The sequence below is a fragment of the Uliginosibacterium sediminicola genome, assembly GCF_039631295.1.
Taxonomy (GTDB): Bacteria; Pseudomonadota; Gammaproteobacteria; order Burkholderiales; family Rhodocyclaceae; genus Viridibacterium; species Viridibacterium sediminicola.
Window position 1 is genome coordinate 1 of the sequence record NZ_JBDIVE010000007.1, and the last position, 18,506, is coordinate 18,506.

Here is an 18,506-nt window from a genome sequence, read left to right on the forward strand (position 1 = left end):
CGCTTGTTGCTCATAAACACCTCCATCAGCCTGAAAGTTTAAGGCTTCAGGGTGTCTAGAAAACCCGGGGCGATTCATGCTGAGTGCTCAACTCAAGCTCTAGCTTTGAAAGCTCGGACTTGTTGCTGCTCGTGCGAGCTGCGAAATCCGCTTCGAAAACTGAGAGTCGCTGGCTTGTGGCCTCTGTGGCTCGCTGAGCCGCTTCAAAAGCTGCTTTCGAGAGACCCGCTTTCGCCATAGCGGCGATGAAGGCTTCTTGTTCGGCCTTTTTGCTCTCTTCGGCAAGATGTATGCGCAGCGTCTCGATGATGGTGGACTTGCCGGCATTAGTTTCACCGTAGAACGCGATTGTGAACTTGTCCCACTCTGCTTCGTTTTTATGCTCGATGATCCTCTGCTTGATCTTATTCTGGATCAGCACCAGTTGCTCATGGCATTTTTGTTTGGCCTCCTTGGTCTGCTCGGAGTCGTGTCCCGCTGCAGTGAACTTGCTGAACAAGGCATCTACTTCTTTCAGGATCGTGGTGTAAATCTCTGAGGGTGTGCCGAATTTAAAGGCAAGCGCAGGCGTCGGCTGCTGAGGTTTTTTGGGTTTGTCTTGCTCGAGATTACTCATCGTGTTCTCAAGGGAGGACATAAAGCTGGAGAAGGGAAACATCGCGTTCGTTTGTGCAGTCAAGGTTCGGGTTGAATGAAGCTTTCTATCTTGCAAGTCAGTCTCGTAGCAAGCCTTTGTGCATAAGAGATGATAATTGACTATCGGCTTGACGAGGATGAGCTTGAGCCCCATCTCGTTTTTATGTTTTGACCGTTGTTTCAGCACACTGACGAGAAAAGGTATCGAGCCGATGCGCCTGCTATGCTTTAGTCGCTTGGGACTTGTGGTTACGGAGCTGCCTGTTTGGCCTGGATCGCGGATCGGATTACGTTGGGCCAGGACCGGCAGCCTTAGCTGCTTCTCTGTTGCGGCCGCCACGGTATTTAGAGCCTCAAGTCGTCCCCCAAAACTCCCGCTGCGGCACAAAGATGAAGCCATCTTCCGCTTCGCCATAAGCCTGGCTGGCGCCTTGCAGGATGGCTTGGGCGCTCAGCGCGCAGAGGGTGGCGTCGAGGGTGTCGATGGAGTCGAGTTGCGGGTCGGCGAGGCCGATTGCTTGCAGCAGCTGGCTGCGTTGCGAGCGTTTGAGGCGGGCGCGGGTTTCGCTGCCGAGGGCCTGGTGGGTGATGGCGTGGGGGAAGGTTTCGCAGCAGAAGGGCGTGCTGGGTTGTGTCTGGCGCGCTGGTGGGTAGTGTGCGGCGAGGGCCTGGTAGAGCGCTTCGCCCTGGAACATCCATTCGTAGAAACCGCTTTGATTGGCGGCTGCGCGCTCGCGCGTGGGGGTAAAGAAGCAGTGGATGCCGGCTTGCAGCAGGGCGCGCTCGGCGCTGCGGATCGTGCGATGACTTGCCGCATTGCTGGTCCATTGGCTGGGGGCGTCGATAGCGATGGCGGAGACGCCGGCGTCCAGACATTGGCGCAGGATCTGCTGCGGGTCTGTGCTATTGACCACTGCCAGGATCTGGCGCTGGCGCAGGATGGCGAGGTGGTAGCCCTTGCGCGGGCCGCCGACATCGATGCCTGCGACGATGCTCTCCGGCGCCACGGCGGGCGGGCCCTCAGCGTGGCTTGCCGACGACCAGATCAACCAGGCTGCTGAGGATGCTGTAGAGCAGCGCGCCCCAGAAAGCGCCCCAGAAACCGTGCACGCTGACGCCCTCGACCAGTTCGGCGGTGAGCCAGAACAGCAGGCCGTTGATGATCAGGGCGAAGAGGCCGAGGCTCAGCACGGTGACCGGCAGGGTGAGGACGATCAGCAGCGGGCGGATCAGCGCGTTGAGCAGGCCGATGATCAGCGCGGCGATCAGCGCCGGCCCGAAGCCGCTGATGCTGACCGAGTCGATCAGCGCGGGGACGACCATCAGCGCGGCGGCGTTGAGCGCCCAGCGCAGCAGCATGGTGAGCATCAGGCTTTGGCTCCGAGTGAGTGGGCGCGTTCAGCTTGTTGCGCGAGCGTGGCGGCGTCGGGCGCAGGGCTGGCCAGCCAGTCCTGCATGTGGCGCTGGGCGAGCGTGAGCAGGGCGCTGATGAAGTCGTGCTGCTCGTTGAGGCAGGGAATGTAGTTGAGCGCCTGGCCGCCGTTGGCGAGGAAGGCGGCGCGGCATTCGATGGCGATTTCTTCGAGGGTTTCCAGGCAGTCGGCGACAAAGCCGGGGCAGATGATGTCGATGTGCTTGCTGCCCTTCTTGGCCAGCGCTTCGAGCGTGGGCTGGGTGTAGGGCTTGAGCCATTCGGTGCGGCCAAAGCGCGACTGGAACGTGACCTGGTATTGCTCGGGCTTGAGATTGAGCGCTTCGGCCAGCAGGCGCGCAGTCTTGTGGCATTCGCAAAAATACGGATCGCCCTTGTCGAGCGAGAAGCGCGGCAGGCCGTGGAAGCTCATCACCAGCAATTCGCCACGGCCGTTCTGGTTCCAGTGCGTTTGCACGCTGTGGGCCAGGGCGCGGATATAAGCCGGGTCGTCATGGAAGTTGCGCACCACGCGCAGCTCGGGCTGGTTGCGCAGGCGGGCGAAGGCGGCACCGAGTGCATCGACCGCGCTGGCAGTGGTGCTCGCCGCGTATTGCGGATACATCGGCAAGGCGAGGATGCGCGTGCAGCCGGCGGCTTTCAGGCGGCCGAGGGCGCTGGCGACATCGGGCTGGCCGTAGCGCATGGCGTAGTCGACCTGCACGTTGCGATAGCCGGCTTGCACGAAATAGCCTTGCAGCAGCTTGGCCTGTTTTTCGGTATGCACGCGCAGTGGCGAGCCCTCGCTGCTCCACACCTTGGCGTATTTCTGCGCCGAGGCCTTGGGCCGCGTGTTGAGGATGATGCCGTTGAGGATCAGCCACCAGACGGCGCGCGGAATCTCGACCACGCGCGGGTCCCAGAGGAACTGCTTGAGGTAGCGGCGCACCGCCTTGGGCGTGGGCTCGTCCGGCGTGCCCAGATTGATCAGCAGGATGCCGAGGGCGGCCGCCTGGCCATGTTTGTGCGGCGGTTCGGGCAGGTAGCGTGCGCTCATTTTTTATCTTGTCTGAGGATCCAGTCGGCGATCTTGTCGATCACCAGGGATTCGGTGCCATTGAAGCCGTGGTAGGCGTAGCTGTCACAGGGATCGCCCTGCGACTGGCCGCCATCGATGTACATGACTTCGCTGCGCGGTGCCGTGGCGATCTGGCTGAGCAGGGCCGGCACATCGGCGGGATTCGATTGCCGGCAGGCATCGCGCTTGTGATGCACCAGCAAGACCGGCACCTGCAGCGCATCCAGCGGCAGGGCGGTGACCGTGCGTTGCTGCTTGTCGTACAGAATGCTCGAAGTGAGCACGATGCCGTCCGGCCCGGCCGGCGGCGCCAGGCGGCTGGCGACGGCGGCGGCCGACAAGCTGCCGCGACTGGTGCCGACCAGCCACACCGGTACATGGAATTGCTGGCGCAGCTGGCTGATCAGGGCCTGCACATCGGCCGCGTGTTCCGGCGTGTCGCGAAAATCGGCGAGGAAGGGCTCTTCATTGTGATCGGAAGGTGGCGCCACGACGACGCTGGCCAGGCCGCGCGCATTCCACAGCGTGCGCGTGCGCAGCAGGAAATTGCCGCGCCCGGCGCCAAGTTCGCCGTTGTCCTTGATCTCCACCTGGCCATTGCTGCCATTGAACAGCAGCACCACGGCGCGTGGCTGTGGCGGCGCGTTGAGCAGGATGCGTTCGGTGATGCCGCTGCGCGTGGCCACATCGATGACCTTGTTGCTCTGCGCCTGGGCGGTGCCGAGCAGGGCGGCGGCGAATAGCAGCGCGTGAATGAGGTAGCGGTTCATGGCATCAGCATCCCGAGAGGCGCAATTGCTCCGTGAGCTCTTGCTGCAGGCGATTGAGGTCGAGCATGGTCGCCGCATTGCCACCGGCGCGCTGGCGGTCGCGAATGCGCTTGGCCGAGTCGAGCAGGTTGCGGCACAGCGCTTCGTCGACCGGGCGACTGGCCGCTTCGCTGTTCTGGATCGGGATGCCACCGCCGCGCCGGTTATCGCTGCTCGTTTGCGATGAGCTGGCGCTGCTGGCCGCCGGTACAGCGGCGGGCGCTGGCGGCGGTGGCGCAAGCGGCGCGCTGGCGGCTACAGCGGGTGTGAATGTGGGGGCCACGACGGCAGCGGATTCGGCTTTGGCGCGCGTCTGCATGCAGTCGGCTTCGACCTGGCGGCGCACATCGAGCGCCGAGCCGCGCTTGTAATAGACGTAGCGGATGAAGGCGCTGTTGGCCGGGTTGCGGCTGATCTGCTCGGCCTCGGTGCGGCCGCCTTCTTTCTCCCAGCGCATGCGCATGGCGGCATCGCCTTGCTGCGCACAGAATTCATCGGGCGGGCGGCTGGAGGATGCGCTCTTGCTGCTCTTGCTACTTTTGGCGGTCTTGCTGGCGGGCTCTCGGCTGTCGAGGATGATCTCGCTGCCATTGCCGTCGGCACAGGGTTTGTCCTGCAAGGTATTGCCGCAGCGGTAGAGGCTTTGTGCCTGAACCGGCAGTACGGCCAGCAGGGCCAGCAGCAGCGCGCTGCGGCGCAGGGCATCAAGCATGATTGGAGAGGGCTCCGCTGAGCAGGCGTGCGGTGATATCGACAATCGGAATGACGCGTTCGTAGGCCATGCGCGTCGGGCCGATCACGCCGACGGTGCCGACCAGCTTGCCGTCGACCTCGTAAGGCGCGGTGATGACGCTGCACTCATCGAGCGGCGAGATGCCCGATTCGCCGCCGATGAAGATCTGCACGCCCTCGGCGCGCTGCGACAGGTCGAGCAGCTGGATCAGGCCGGACTTCTGCTCGAACAGGCGGAACAGCTCGCGCATGCGGCCCATGTCGGAGGAGAGGTCGTTGACGTCGAGCAGGCGGCTTTCGCCGGAGATCACGTAGCGGCTCTGTTCTTCCTGCAGGGCGCGGTCGCCGGCGTCGATGGTGGCGGTCATCAGCTCGACCATATCGGAGCGCAGCTGAACCAGCTCGTCGCGCAGGTGCGCGAGCATTTCGCCAAAGCCCAGGCCGACGCAGTGATGATTGAGGTAATTGGCGGCCGTGGTCAGCTCGGCCGGCGAGTGCGGGCGCTGGGTGTGCACGATGCGGTTCTGCACATCGCCAGACATGGTGACGATGATCAGCAGCACGCGTGTTTCGGAGAGACTCACGAATTCGATCTGGCGGACCTTGTCGGTCTCCTGCCGGGTGGCGACGACGATGCCGGCGAACTGGGTCAGCTCGGAGAGCAGGTTGGAGGCGGCGGCGATCACGCGCTTGGGCTCATCTGGCTGGATATGGCTTTGCAGGTGATGCACTTCCGCCTGCTCCAGCGGTTTGACGGTCAGCAAGGTGTCGACGAAGAGGCGGTAGCCCAGCGGCGTCGGAATGCGTCCGGCCGAGGTATGCGGGCTGCTGATCAGGCCCAGCTCTTCGAGGTCCGCCATGACATTGCGGATGGTGGCTGGCGAGAGCTCCAGGCCGGATTGGCGGGAGAGCGCGCGCGAACCGACCGGTTGTCCCTCGGCGATATAGCGCTCTACCAGAGTCTTGAGCAGTATGCGGGCGCGTCCATCTAGCTGTGTCATGGTCTGATTCTAAGGCATGCATCCACTGATTGTGAAAGATGCTGCATGCGGCCGGCGCGGTCAAGACACAATGGCTTATGGTTTAATTCGCCCATGAACGAATTTCGCACCGTCGCCCTGGTGGGCAAGTATCAGAGCGCCGAAGCGGCCGAGGCCCTGCGGCGCCTGGCGGCCTTCCTGCAGCAGCGCGAGGTCACGGTGCTGGTCGATGACGAGACCGCACTGTTGGTCGGCGGCATCGACGGAGCCAAGGTCTCGAGCTTCGAGCAGATCGGCGAGCATGCCGAGCTGGCTGTCGTCGTCGGTGGCGATGGCACCATGCTCAGCGCTGCGCGCCGCCTGTGCGCCTATCCGGTACCGATGCTGGGCATCAACCAGGGGCGCCTGGGTTTTCTCACCGATGTCGGCCGTGGCGAAATGCTCGACCGCCTGGGCGAGATCCTCGATGGCAAGTATCTGCGCGAGCGCCGCGTGCTGCTCGAAGCCGAAGTGCTGCGCGACGGGCGCAGCGTGTTCAATTCGGTGGCCCTCAATGATGTGGTGATCAGCCGTGGCGAAGTCGGCCGCATGATCGAGTTCGAGCTGGTGGTCGATGGCGAGTACATCTACTCGCAACGTTCCGACGGCATGATCGTCGCCACGCCGACCGGTTCCACCGCCTATGCCTTGTCGGCCAATGGCCCCTTGCTGCATCCGCGTCTGGCCGGCATGGTGCTGGTGCCGCTGTGCCCGCATGGCCTGACTTACCGGCCGATTGCGCTGTCGCATGACAGCATCGTCGAGCTCACCGTGGTGGCGCCGCACGATGCGCGCATCCACTACGATGGCCAGACCCTGTTCGATGCGCATGGCGGCGACATCGTGCGGGTGCGCCGTTCTTTTCAGTCCATCACCCTCATCCATCCGGGCAACTACAGCTACTTCGCTGTGTTGCGCGAAAAACTCAACTGGAGCGCCAGCCCGCGCCTGTCCTGACCCATGCTGCGCAGACTGCTGATTGCTGATTTTGTCTTGGTTGACCGCCTCGAACTGGATTTTCGTGGCGGCTTTGGCGCGCTGACCGGCGAGACCGGCGCGGGCAAATCCATCCTGCTCGATGCGCTCTCGCTGCTGCTCGGCGAACGCGCCGATGCCAACGTGGTGCGCGCCGGTTGCGAGAAGGCAGACCTTTCCGCCGAGTTCGAACTGGCCAGCGATTCACCCGCTCAGGCCTGGCTGCGTGCGCAAGACCTGGGCGGCGACGAGGCCGAGCTCTTGGTGCGCCGCGTGGTCGATAACAATGGCCGTTCGCGTGCCTATATCAATGGCGTGCCGGCCACGGCGACGCAATTGCGCGAGCTGGCCGAATTTGTCTGCGACATCCACGGCCAGCACGCCCACCAGGCCTTGCTGCGCCCCGATGCGCAGCGCCAGCTGCTCGACGAGCACGCCGGCATTCTCGATCTGGCGCGCAAAGTCTCGCAGCACTGGCGCGACTGGTCGGCCGCTCGCCGCGCCAGTGAAGAAGCACGCGCCCAGCAGGCCGGCATCTTGCGCGAGCAGGAAATGCTCAGCTTTGAAGTACAGGAACTCACCGCGCTGGGCTTCGAGGCGCAGGACTGGGAAACGCTGAACCAGGAGCACGCCCGCCTGAGCCACGCCGCCAGCCTGCTTGATGGTGCCAGCAGCGCGCTGGAAGCCGTCAGCGAAGGCGAGCAGGCGCTCGACAGCCAGACCGAGCGGCTGGCCGCGCAGCTGGCCGAACTGGCGAGCTATGACCCGGCGCTGGGCGACATCGCCGAGCTGCTCAACGAGGCGGCAATCCGTCTCGAAGAAGCGGGCCATGCGCTGCGCCGCTATCGCGAACGCGTCGAACTCGACCCGGAACGCCTGCAACAGCTTGAACAGCGGATTGCCGACATCGTCGCCGCAGCGCGCAAATACCGCATCCAACCCGACGAGCTGCCCGCGCGCCTGGCCGCCAGCCGCACGCGGCTGGAGAGCCTGACCGCCTTGTCCGATCCGGCCGCGCTGGCCGAACGCGAGCGCCTCGCACAAGCTTCTTTCGAGCAGGCCGCCCGCGAGCTGTCAGCCCATCGCGCCAGCGCTGCACGCACGCTCAGCGATGCGGTGACCGGCGCCATGCAGGAGCTGGCAATGGCTGGCGGTCGCTTCGAGATCGCCTTGCTGCCCGAGCCTGAAGGCAGCGCCAATGGCTACGAGAAGGTCGAATTCCAGGTCGCCGCCAATCCCAGCCAGACCCTGCGCCCGCTGGCCAAGGTGGCTTCCGGCGGCGAACTCTCGCGCATCGGCCTGTCGATCCAGGTCATCGCCAGCGCCGCGCAAGCGGTGCCGACGCTGATCTTCGACGAGGTCGATGTGGGCATCGGTGGCGGCGTCGCCGAGATCGTCGGCCGCCGTTTGCGCGAGCTGGGCAGCACGCGTCAGGTTCTGTGCGTGACGCACTTGCCCCAGGTTGCCGCACAAGCGGCCTGGCAGTGGCGCGTCAGCAAGGAGAACCGCGACGGCGCCACGCTCTCGCGCCTCGACGTGCTCGACGAAGCAGGGCGCATCGAAGAGATCGCGCGCATGCTGGGCGGCGTGAACATCACCGCGACGACACGCAGCCATGCGGCGGAGTTGCTGGGGTTTTAGCGCCTGATTTTGTTCGCGGATCAGATCACGCGGTGTATTTTTGACGCGAAGGGCGCGAAGGGCGCGAAGAACAGCGAAGCTTCGCCAAGGGCCTCATGTCGGAGATACTGACTTTGTATTCCTTTGCGGACCTTGTCTTGTTGCTTCGCGCCCTTCGCGTCAAAAAATCAAAGCTGAACTGCTCTTAAACTGCCTCTTGGAACGACTGTACTCAGTGCGCTGCGTCCTCGCCATGCGGCTGCGCCATCAGGCGGTCGCAGGCGGCAATCGCCAGGGCGGAGAGCAGGAAGGCGATGTGGATCACGGTTTGTGCGATCAGCACCTTGTTGCTGTAGTTCTCGGCGTTGATGAAGGTCTTGAGCAGGTGGATCGAGGAGATGCCAATGATCGCCGTGCCCAGCTTGACCTTGAGCACCGAGGCATTGACGTGCGAGAGCCATTCGGGCTGGTCCGGGTGGCCTTCGAGGTCCATGCGCGAGACGAAGGTTTCGTAGCCGCCGACGATGACCATGATCAGCAGGTTGGAGATCATCACCACGTCGATCAGGCCCAGCACGACCAGCATGATGGTTGTTTCGGTGAGCTTGCTGGGGTCGGTGCCGGCATGGCCGACCGCTTGTACGACGTGGGCCAGCGCAGCCTGGTTGCCCATCGCAGCGCCGATCAGATCGACCAGTTCGACCCAGAAATGCACGACATAGACCGCTTGGGCGAGGATCAGGCCGAGGTAGAGCGGCAGTTGCAGCCAGCGGCTCATGAAGATCAGTTTGGGCAGGGGACGCATGCGGGGGGATTTCTGTTGGCTCATGGGGAGACTTGTTGTGGTTGAATTGACCTGAGTATAACGGAGCTGTGTGAGCTCCCCGCTTAGTCAACGCGTGCGCTGCAAAAGTGCCCGGCCGGCCTCTTGTTCAAAACTGGCGAGGGTCTCGATGCCGCTGTCGGGCTGGGTGACATCGCTGACGACACGCAGTGTCGCGGTGAGTCTGCCGGGCCGTAGTTCGACCACGCCATAGCCGCGCCGGTAGCCATCGCCAAAGATGAAATGCGGATTCTCCTCGACATGGCGCGGGATATTGGCCGGCGAATTATTGTTGGAACTGATGCTGGTGCCGGTCAGTTCGATGCCGACATTGGCGCTGTCGGGCTGCTCGTAATCGGCCTTGACGTGGCCGACCCAGTTGGAATGCACATCGCCACCGAGCAGCACCGGGTTGGGTGCGCGCGTGTCGATCAGCGCTTGTACCAGGCGCGTGCGCGTACCCGGGTAGCCGTCCCAGGTGTCATTGCTGACGCTCGTCTCGCCTTTCTTGTTGTAGGAGCGCATCGGACCGAAGCGCGTTTCCTGCACGATCAGGGTCCATTTGGGCGGGCGCTGGCGCGCTGCTTTGAGGCCGGCGGCGAGCCAGGCTTCCTGCTCAAAGCCAAGCATGCTGCGCTGTGGGTCGCGCAGCGCGCTGCAGGCATCGCGCTTGACGCCATTGCCGCCGCCCTTGTCATCGACCGAGCAGGCCTGCAGCGTGCGGTACTGGCGCGTGTCGAGAATGTGGAAGTCGGCCAGGTCGCCGAAGGAGACGCGGTCGTAGAGACGCATTTCGGCGCCCGCACGCATGCCGGTAGGCCCTTGCGTGAGCACGCTGGCGCGCAGCGGCATGTGCTCGTAATAGACCTGGTAGGCGGCGGCACGCTGCGCCGGGAAGTCGGCCGGCAGACCCGGCGCCTGCAGGCCGGCGTAGTCGTTGATGACTTCGTGGTCGTCCCAGGTCAGCAGCCAGGGGCATTGTGCGTGCATGCCTTGCAGGTCGGCATCGCTTTTGTAGACCGCGTAGCGGTCGCGGTAGCTGGGCAGGTCGACGGGTTTGCCGACATCGTGTGAGCGGATGTCTTTCTTGCTCCGCGTGTATTCGTAGATGTAGTCGCCGACGAAGCAGACGGCGTCGAGCTGTTCGTCCTGCATGTGGCGCCAGGCCGCGTAGTAGCCATGCTCCCAGCGCTGGCAGGAGGCATACGAGAGGCGCAGCTTGCTGGCCGCGCTGCCGGGCAGGGGAAAGGTGCGTGTGCGGCCCGTGACGCTGCGGCTGTTGCCGCACTGGAAGCGGTAGAAGTACCAGCGATCCGGCTGCAGGCCCCTGAGCTCGACATGCGCGGCGTGACCGAGCTCGGGCAGGGCGGGCGCGCTGCCCTTCTGCACGATGCGGCGAAAGCCTTCGTCATCGGCGACTTCCCAGGCCACGGCCAGCGGCTTTTGCTCGAACTGGCGGCCTTGCGGATCGATCAGGCGGGTCCACAGCACCACGCCATCGTGCAGCGGCGAACCGCTGGCGACGCCCAGCGCGAACAGATTGTCGGCGCGGCTGGTGGCTTGCAGGCTGCGTGGCAGGCTCTGCGCCAGGGCTGCGCTGGCAGCGAGTTTGATGAGGTCGCGACGCTGCATGCTGATCTCCAGATACTGGCTGGAGCGCATTGTCACTTAGAATGCCGCCTCCTGACCCGCGCATGTATCAAATTGTCCCTGCTTGATTTAGTCCTCTCCAAAGACCTGCCCGCGCTGCGCCGCCAGCTGCGTGCGCTGCCTACCCGCGTCGAGCGCCTGCAAGACCTGCCCGAGGCGCTGCGTGAGCGTTTCGAGAAAAGCATTGCGTTGCGCGCGACGCGGCAGGCTGCCCTGCCCAAACCGCGCTTCGCCGACGATCTGCCGGTCAACCAACGCCGCGAGGAGATTGCTGCGGCGATTCGCGACAACCAGGTGGTGATCATCTGTGGCGAGACCGGTTCGGGTAAAACCACGCAGCTGCCGAAGATTTGTCTGGAGCTGGGGCGCGGCGTTGCCGGCCTGATCGGCCACACCCAGCCGCGCCGCATTGCTGCGCGCGCCACCGCCGAGCGCATCGCCAGCGAACTGGACAGCGAGCTCGGCAGCTTGGTCGGCTACAAGATCCGCTTCACCGATCACACCAAGCCCGAGAGCTACATCAAGCTGATGACCGACGGCATCCTGCTCGCCGAGACCCAGGGTGACCCGATGTTGTCGGCCTACGACACAATCATCATCGACGAGGCGCACGAACGCAGCCTCAACATCGACTTCCTGCTCGGCTACCTGCGCACCCTGCTACCGAAGCGCCGCGATATGAAAGTCATCGTTACCTCGGCAACCCTGGACGCCGAGCGCTTTGCCAATCACTTTGCCAGCGCGGGCAAGCCGGCGCCGGTGTTCGAGGTCTCGGGCCGCCTCTACCCGATCGAAGTGCGTTATCGCCCGATTGAAGAGGAGGAAACGCCTGCGCCGATGAAGCGCGCCGGCGTCGAGATCCATGGCAAGAAGAAGCCTGAGCGCGATCTCTACGAAGCCATCGTCGACGCGGTCGACGAGTTGCAGCGCATCGGTCTCGGCGATGTGCTGGTGTTCCTGCCCGGCGAGCGCGAGATTCGCGAGGCGGCTGAAGCGCTACGCAAGCATCATGCACCCGGCGCAGAAATTCTTACCCTGTTCGCGCGCCAGTCTGCGGCCGAACAGCAGCGCGTGTTCGGGCGCTCGTCCGGGCGGCGTGTGGTGCTGTCGACCAATGTCGCCGAAACCTCGCTGACCGTGCCGGGCATCCGCTACGTGGTCGACACCGGCCTGGCGCGGCTCAATCGCTATTCGATCCGCAACAAGGTCGAGCTGCTGCAGATCGAGAAGATCGCGCAGAGCGCTGCCCGCCAGCGCGCCGGTCGCTGCGGTCGCGTGCAGGACGGCGTGTGCATCCGCCTCTACGACGAGCAGGACTTCACACGGCGGCCTTCGCACACCGATCCGGAAATCCTGCGTTCCTCGCTGGCCGGCGTGATCCTGCGCATGAAGTCGCTCAAGCTCGGCGCGGTGGAAGACTTCCCCTTCCTCGACGCGCCGACGCCGCGCATGATTGCGGATGGTTACCAGTTGCTGCAGGAATTGGGGGCGGTGGATGAAGTGGCGTCCCCTCTCCCGCGAGCGGGAGAGGGTGCCCCGAAGGGGCGGGAGAGGGGCGGTGATTCGGCTGCACTGTCGTTGGCGTTTGACAAAGCCCTCTCCCCCAACCCATCTCCCGCAAGCGGGAGAGGGGAGCGCACTGCGGACTTGCGTCCGGAAAGCCGTTTGGAGCTCACGCCTATCGGCCGCGAACTCGCCAAGCTGCCGCTGGACCCGAAGATCGGCCGCATGCTGCTGGCTGCGCGCGAGCGTGGCTGCCTGCACGAGGTGCTGATTATCGCGGCTGCCCTGTCCACGCAAGACCCGCGCGAACGTCCGCCCGAGCAGACCGGCACGGCCGATCAGGCACATGCCAAGTTCCGCCTGCCGCCGCCGGACCCCGCCAAGCCGGCGGACAAGCACGCCGAGAAGGAAGAGGCGCGTTCGGAATTCCTCTGGTACGTCAATCTCTGGCATGTCTTTGATCAGGTCTGGAGGCACGAGTCATCGAGCAAGCAGAAAGCCTGGTGCAAGCAGCACTTCATCTCCTGGATGCGCATGCGCGAGTGGCGCGATGTGCACGGCCAGCTGCATGCGCTGTGTGCCGAACATGGCTGGAAGGAGAGCGGCGCGCCCGCTGATTACGAATCCATCCACAAAGCCTTGCTGACCGGCTTGCTCGGCCACATCGGCCTCAAGCAGGAGGAGACGGTGGGGCAGAATGCCGGCGCTTATCTGGGCGCGCGGGCGATCCGCTTCTGGCCGCATCCGGGTTCCTATCTCGCCAAGAAGGCCGGCAAATGGTTGATGGCGGCCGAGCTGATCGATACCTCGCGCCTTTATGCGCGCTGCATCGCCAAGGTCGAACCGGAGTGGATCGAGGAAGTCGGCGCGCATCTGCTCAAGCGCCAGACCTATGAACCGCACTGGGAGAAGAAACACGGCGCAGTGCGTGCCTACGAGCGCGGCGTGCTGCACGGCATCACCCTCTACGCCAAACGACCGGTGGCCTATTCGCACATCGATGCGGCGACTTGTCGCGAGATTTTCATCCGCGAAGGTCTGGTCGAAGGTGATCTCGATGATGCCCATGCGCGCAATATGCCGTTCTTCCAGCACAACCAGCGCCTGATCGCCGAGATCGAGCGCCTGGAGCAGAAGATGCGGCGGCCCGATCTGCTGGTCGATCCGGCGCTGATCGAAGCCTTTTACGATGCGCAGATTCCTGAAGAAGTCTGCGATGTGCGCAGCTTTGAAGCCTGGCGCAAGCAGGCCGAGCGCAAAGCGCCGCGCTGCCTGTATCTGGAGCGCGAACAGCTGATGCGCCACGAGGCGGCGGGCGTCAATAGCGAGAGTTTTCCGGGGACGATGACCGTGCTCGGCCAGAAGCTCAAGCTGAGCTATGTGCATGAGCCGCGCGACCCTGAAGACGGCGTGACGCTGACCGTGCCGCTGGCGATGCTCAACCAGGTGCCGGCCAATCGTTGCGAATGGCTGGTGCCGGGTTTGCTCGAAGAGAAGGTGACGGCCCTGCTCAAGACCGTGCCGCAGAAACATCGCCACCGCCTGCAGCCGATCAGCGAGAGCACGCGCGATTTCCTCGTCGCGGCCGAGGAGGGCAAGCTCGACCGCGAGCAGCCCTTGCTGCGCGTGCTGCAGACCTTCGTCGAGGAGCGTGTGTCGCTCAAGCTGCCGCTGGAGAGCTTCCGCGCCGAGAACCTCAATCCGCATTGCTTCATGAATTTCCGCGTCATCGACGAGCACGGCCGCGTGCTGGCCTCCTCGCGCAATCTGATGGAGCTGCGCACGCGGCTGAAAGATCAGGTCGCGGCAGCGTTCCGCAACGCCCAGGTCGAGGGCGCGATGGGGAGCGCTTTGGCGGCGAAGGGTTTGCAAGCCACGGCGGAGCAGGGCCTTGTAGAGGCAGCCCTCTCCCCCAGCCCCTCTCCCGCAAGCGGGCGAGGGGAGCGCACAGCCCCTCTCCCGCGAGCGGGAGAGGGTGGCCCGCAGGGCCGGGAGAGGGAGAGTGCTGCAAGTGAGTCCGCTCTCTCAGGCCTCACCACCTGGTCCTTCGGCGTGCTCCCCGAGTTGCTCGAAGTGAAGATCGGCAATCGCATGACGATCGGCTTTCCGGCGCTGCATGATGATGGCGACTCGGTGAGCATTCGTCCCTTCGATACCGAGGAGGAAGCGGCCAAGGTGCATCGTCGTGGTCTCGGGCGGCTGTTCGCGCTGACGCTCAAGGATCAGGTCAAGGCCATCGAGCGTCTGCCCGGCATGCGTGAGCTGAGCCTGCAGTACATGAGCTTTGGCAGCGAAGCCGAACTCAAGGCGATGATCGTGCAGGCGACCTTGTCGCGTACCTGCTTGCTCGATCCCTTGCCCGCCACGGCCGAAGCCTTTGCGCAGCGTGCGCTAGAAGCCAAGCCGCGCATCACTCTGGTGGCGCAGGAGCTGATGCGCCTGGCGGCGAGCTTGTTGGTCGAGCATGCTGCGATCACCAAGAAAATCACTGGCCTGAAAAATGCTGGAGAGCTGGTTGCGGATATTCAGCAGCAGCTCACGCGCCTGATGCCCAAGGACTTCCTGATGGCATTTGCGTTCGAGCGGCTGGGGCATTTCGCGCGCTACCTGAAGGCGGCGGCGGTGCGCGTAGACAAGTGGCGCAACAATCCGGCGCGCGATGCCGAGTTGTTTGCCGATTGGCGCTCGCTCGCCCAGCCTTTCGAGCGCGAGCAGCTGGCCAAGCTGAAAGCCGGCGTCATCGACCCGCAGCTCGATGAGTTCCGCTGGCTGCTTGAAGAGCTGCGCGTGAGCCTTTTCGCGCAGGAACTCAAGACGCCGATGCCGGTGAGCGTGAAGCGGCTGCAGAAGATCTGGGAGAGCAGGCCGCACTGAGCCGCCCGCACTGAGCAGGGGGCACGGGCAGCTTGCCGCGCGGCGCATATTGCCGCCACACGGCCCGCAGTGACGGCAAATCTTGCCGCGCAGCTTGCCGGAGAGTTTGTCCGATTCGCGCCAAGCCGCGCCAATAAAGGCTTTACACAGACTGGCAGAGTCCTTGCTGTACTGGCTTACACAGTACGCAGGAGCCCTTGTCATGAGCCTGATGGGAATCAGCCTTTCAGCATTGAATGCCGCACAGGCAGGGCTGACCACGACTGCTCATAACATCTCGAACGCCTCGACCACGGGTTACAGCCGTCAGCAGATCGTGCAGACGACGCAGACCGGTCTGAGCACAGGTGCCGGCTTCTTTGGTCAAGGTACCAAGATCGAGACGGTGCAACGCGTCTACAACTCCTTCCTGACCAGTCAGGTGCGCTCGGCCGATGCCGCGAAAAAGGAGTTTGAGACCATGCAGACCGAGCTGAGCCAGGTTGATAACCTGCTCTCGGATGCCACAGCGGGTTTGTCGCCCGCTTTGCAGAATTTCTTTGACGGTCTGCAGGAAGTCTCCAACAGCCCGTCAAGCATCCCTTCCCGGCAATCGATGCTCTCGTATGCCGAAACCATGGTGGATCGCTTTCACTCGATGAGCCAGCGTCTGGCCGAGATGCGTGATGGCGTCAATTCGCAGATGGCAGGTTCGGTCAGCCAGATCAATTCGCTCGCTGCCCAGGTGGCGGACATGAACAGGAAGATCCTGGTCGCCGAATCCAATACCGGGCAGCCGGCCAATGACATGCGCGATTTGCGCGACGCGCTGGTCACGCAGATCAATCAACAAGTGCGGGTGACCGAGACGACACAGAATGACGGCACGGTGAACCTCTTTTTCGGTACCGGTCAGCCGCTGGTGGTGGGCGATTCGAGCTACAAGCTCTCGCTCGGCGTGTCGCCGGACGATCCGAAGAACAAGGCACTGTACTCGACGGTGGGCGATGGTATTGCACCGATGGCCATTCCGGATGATTTCATCACCGGCGGCACGCTCGGTGGCTTGCTGCGTTTCCGCAACGAAACCCTCAACTCGGCGGACAACACCCTGGGCCTGGTCGCCATCGGGCTGGCCACCAATATCAATGCACAACAGACGCTGGGTCAGGATCTGGACGGCAAGCTGGGCACCGAGCTGTTCAAGTCCAGCAAGTTGTTGCCGGCCGTGGCCAAGCTCGATAGTACGGCACACACGACCACCGGCAATCTGGATGTTACGGTCAGCGATGTGAGCAAACTGGAAGCCGAGGACTTTACCCTCAGCTATGACGGCAGCAACTACACGCTGATTCGCAACTCGGACAAGAGCACGGTGTATCACGGCGCGAGCACGCCGCCGGACTCGCTGGGCATGCACTTTGCGATCTCCGGCACGGTGAGTGCGGGTGACCGCTGGCTGGTGCAGCCGACGCGCTTTGCTGCGCAGGACATCCAGCTGGCCATCACTGATACACGCAAGATCGCCGCCGCTTCTCCTTACAGCGTGAAGACCGACAGCGGCAACACCGGTACGGCAACGCTCACCAATGGCGCGGTGCTGTCGACCACCGGCCTGGACAGCAATGGCGACTCGATCCCGGACTTCAGCAGCGTAGTGCTCAAGTACGATGCCACGGCCAAGGCCTTTACCTATGGCTCGCCGGCGGTCAGCCTGCCCTACGATCCGGCCACCGAGGCCAGCGGCAAGACCATCACCCTCAGCGTGCCGAACATTTCCTTCACGGTCAGCGGCACGCCCAATGATGGCGACTTCTTCACCATCTCGACCAATACCAATGGCACGGCGGACAACCGCAACATGGTGCCGATGGCGGCGCTGCAAAACGCCAAGAACCTGATCAATGGCAGCGCCAACTATGAGTATGCGTACTCACAGCTGGTCAGCAGCGTGGGCGCTCAGGCGCGCGATGCGGAAGTCGGGCTGTCCGCGCAGAAGTCCCTGCTGGAGCAGGCGACCAGCGCCCAGCAAGGCGCAGCCGGTGTCAATCTGGATGAAGAGGCCGCCAATCTGCTGCGCTACCAGCAAGCCTACCAGGCTGCAGCAAAGGTCATGAATGTGGCCAGCACCATCTTCAACGAAGTTCTGAATGTTGCGAAGGGATAATCATCATGCGGATCAGCACCTCACAACTGTATGAGAGCAACATCAACAACATGAGCCGGCAGCAGAGCGAGGTTCTGAAGCTGCAGAACCAGCTCTCGACAGGCTCGCGCGTGGTCAACCCCAGCGATGATCCGGTGGCGGCGGCGCGTGCGCTTGAAATCTCGCAGGCAACGGCCCAGGTTGCGATGTACAAGAATGCGCAAGGCGATGCCAATGACAAGCTGAGCTTGCTCGACTCGCAGCTCGGTGCCTTTGGTGATCTGATGAAATACGTGCACGAGCGCGCCATCCAGGCGGGCAATGGCACCCTCAATCAGACCGACCGCGAAGCCATTGCGACCGACATGCAGGCGCAATTCGATGCGCTCAAGTCGATTGCCAATTCGACCGATGCCAACGGTGAGTACCTGTTTGCCGGTTACAAGAGTGACACCCTGCCGTTCAGCGGCGGTCTGGCTGGTGTCAGCTATGCTGGCGACCAGGGGCAGCGCACTCAGCAGGTGAGCTCCACGCGCGATATTCCGGTGAGCATCAGTGGTGATGATCTGTTCATGAACATCAACGCCGCCAAGTTCTACACCACGCCCTCGGCGAGCAATACCGGCACCGCGACAGTGACCGGCGATACTGCGCTGGCGCATTACACTGGCGGTCAGTATGCCATCCGATTTACGTCGGCGACCGCCTACGAAATCTACGATACGGCCACTGATCCGGGCATGACCGGTACGCCGGCCGCCACCGGCAGCTACACCGCTGCGCCGACGGCTGTTACCTTGCCGCCGGCACCGGCGACCGGTGAGATCCAGGTGGACATCAATGGCACGCCGGTCGCGGGGGATACTTTCGAGATCAAGCCGAACAAACAGGATGCTTTCTCGATCATTTCCGACTTCATCGACAATCTGAAGAATGGCGGGACGGGCGCTTCCTTCCAGGCGTCCTTGCAGGACACTTTGTCGCGTGCCAGCAGCGCACTCGACAACAGTCTGCGCCTGCGCGCCCAGGTCGGTTCGCGGCAGATTGAACTCGAGTCCCTGGGTAATATTGCCGACGATATGAAGATGCAGTACGCCGACCGTACCGAGCGCCTGATCGGCCTCGATTACGCCGAGACGATCAGCCAGTTCCAGCAGCAGCAGACCTTCCTGCAGGCTTCACAAAGCACTTTCGTGAAGACCACCAGCATGAGCCTCTTCAATCTGTTGAGCTGATCATGAAGGCGCATCG

General features: G+C 63.4%; 14 protein-coding genes. 5 read left to right on the top strand and 9 right to left on the bottom strand.

Translation table 11 applies throughout. The features are described from left to right. Positions 1-55 precede the first annotated feature (55 nt). From ABDB84_RS12915 to hrcA, 7 genes are read right to left on the bottom strand one after another with little or no spacing between them, the layout of a single operon-like run. Entirely contained in the window at positions 56-1,036 is a 981-nt protein-coding gene (locus ABDB84_RS12915; protein ID WP_345920159.1) for a hypothetical protein, read from the bottom strand. Next, complete coding sequence (locus tag ABDB84_RS12920; protein ID WP_345920160.1) at positions 990-1,685, bottom strand: DUF429 domain-containing protein; 696 nt, start codon at positions 1,683-1,685, stop codon at positions 990-992. The genes ABDB84_RS12915 and ABDB84_RS12920 overlap by 47 nt, the downstream gene beginning before the upstream one ends. Then, on the bottom strand, positions 1,657-2,004 hold the full coding sequence (locus tag ABDB84_RS12925; RefSeq protein WP_345920161.1) for a phage holin family protein: 348 nt from the start codon (positions 2,002-2,004) through the stop codon (positions 1,657-1,659). The genes ABDB84_RS12920 and ABDB84_RS12925 overlap by 29 nt, the downstream gene beginning before the upstream one ends. Beyond that, entirely contained in the window at positions 2,004-3,104 is a 1,101-nt protein-coding gene (hemH, locus tag ABDB84_RS12930; RefSeq protein WP_345920162.1) for a ferrochelatase, read from the bottom strand. Before hemH ends, ABDB84_RS12925 begins: the two co-directional genes overlap by 1 nt. After that, positions 3,101-3,895 (bottom strand): alpha/beta hydrolase, encoded by a 795-nt coding sequence (locus ABDB84_RS12935; protein WP_345920163.1) that lies wholly within the window; start codon positions 3,893-3,895, stop codon positions 3,101-3,103. Before ABDB84_RS12935 ends, hemH begins: the two co-directional genes overlap by 4 nt. A 4-nt stretch (positions 3,896-3,899) precedes the next feature. Continuing rightward, a complete protein-coding gene (locus ABDB84_RS12940; protein WP_345920164.1) occupies positions 3,900-4,646 on the bottom strand; it encodes a hypothetical protein in 747 nt (248 codons plus the stop codon). Continuing rightward, a complete protein-coding gene (hrcA, locus tag ABDB84_RS12945; RefSeq protein WP_345920165.1) occupies positions 4,639-5,667 on the bottom strand; it encodes a heat-inducible transcriptional repressor HrcA in 1,029 nt (342 codons plus the stop codon). Before hrcA ends, ABDB84_RS12940 begins: the two co-directional genes overlap by 8 nt. A 93-nt stretch (positions 5,668-5,760) precedes the next feature. On the opposite strand from hrcA, the gene ABDB84_RS12950 reads away from it, so the two are divergent. Then, positions 5,761-6,642 (top strand): NAD kinase, encoded by an 882-nt coding sequence (locus ABDB84_RS12950; RefSeq protein WP_345920166.1) that lies wholly within the window; start codon positions 5,761-5,763, stop codon positions 6,640-6,642. Positions 6,643-6,645: 3 nt separating this feature from the next. Further along, entirely contained in the window at positions 6,646-8,301 is a 1,656-nt protein-coding gene (gene recN, locus ABDB84_RS12955) for a DNA repair protein RecN (protein ID WP_345920167.1), read from the top strand. 211 nt (positions 8,302-8,512) lie between these two features. Here recN and ABDB84_RS12960 read toward each other — a convergent pair whose 3' ends face one another. Next, entirely contained in the window at positions 8,513-9,109 is a 597-nt protein-coding gene (locus ABDB84_RS12960) for a TIGR00645 family protein (protein ID WP_345920168.1), read from the bottom strand. A gap of 63 nt (positions 9,110-9,172) precedes the next feature. Beyond that, on the bottom strand, positions 9,173-10,765 hold the full coding sequence (locus ABDB84_RS12965) for an alkaline phosphatase D family protein (RefSeq protein ID WP_345920371.1): 1,593 nt from the start codon (positions 10,763-10,765) through the stop codon (positions 9,173-9,175). 42 nt (positions 10,766-10,807) lie between these two features. Here ABDB84_RS12965 and ABDB84_RS12970 point away from each other — a divergent pair, with 42 nt between their 5' ends. The 3 genes from ABDB84_RS12970 (at position 10,808) to flgL (ending at position 18,490) form a co-directional block, all read left to right on the top strand. Continuing rightward, positions 10,808-15,130: a DUF3418 domain-containing protein gene (locus ABDB84_RS12970; RefSeq protein WP_428715094.1), complete on the top strand. Its 4,323-nt coding sequence runs from the start codon at positions 10,808-10,810 to the stop codon at positions 15,128-15,130. Positions 15,131-15,332: 202 nt separating this feature from the next. Beyond that, a complete protein-coding gene (gene flgK, locus ABDB84_RS12975; protein WP_345920169.1) occupies positions 15,333-17,276 on the top strand; it encodes a flagellar hook-associated protein FlgK in 1,944 nt (647 codons plus the stop codon). A gap of 5 nt (positions 17,277-17,281) precedes the next feature. Beyond that, a complete protein-coding gene (gene flgL, locus ABDB84_RS12980; RefSeq protein ID WP_345920170.1) occupies positions 17,282-18,490 on the top strand; it encodes a flagellar hook-associated protein FlgL in 1,209 nt (402 codons plus the stop codon). Positions 18,491-18,506 lie beyond the last annotated feature (16 nt).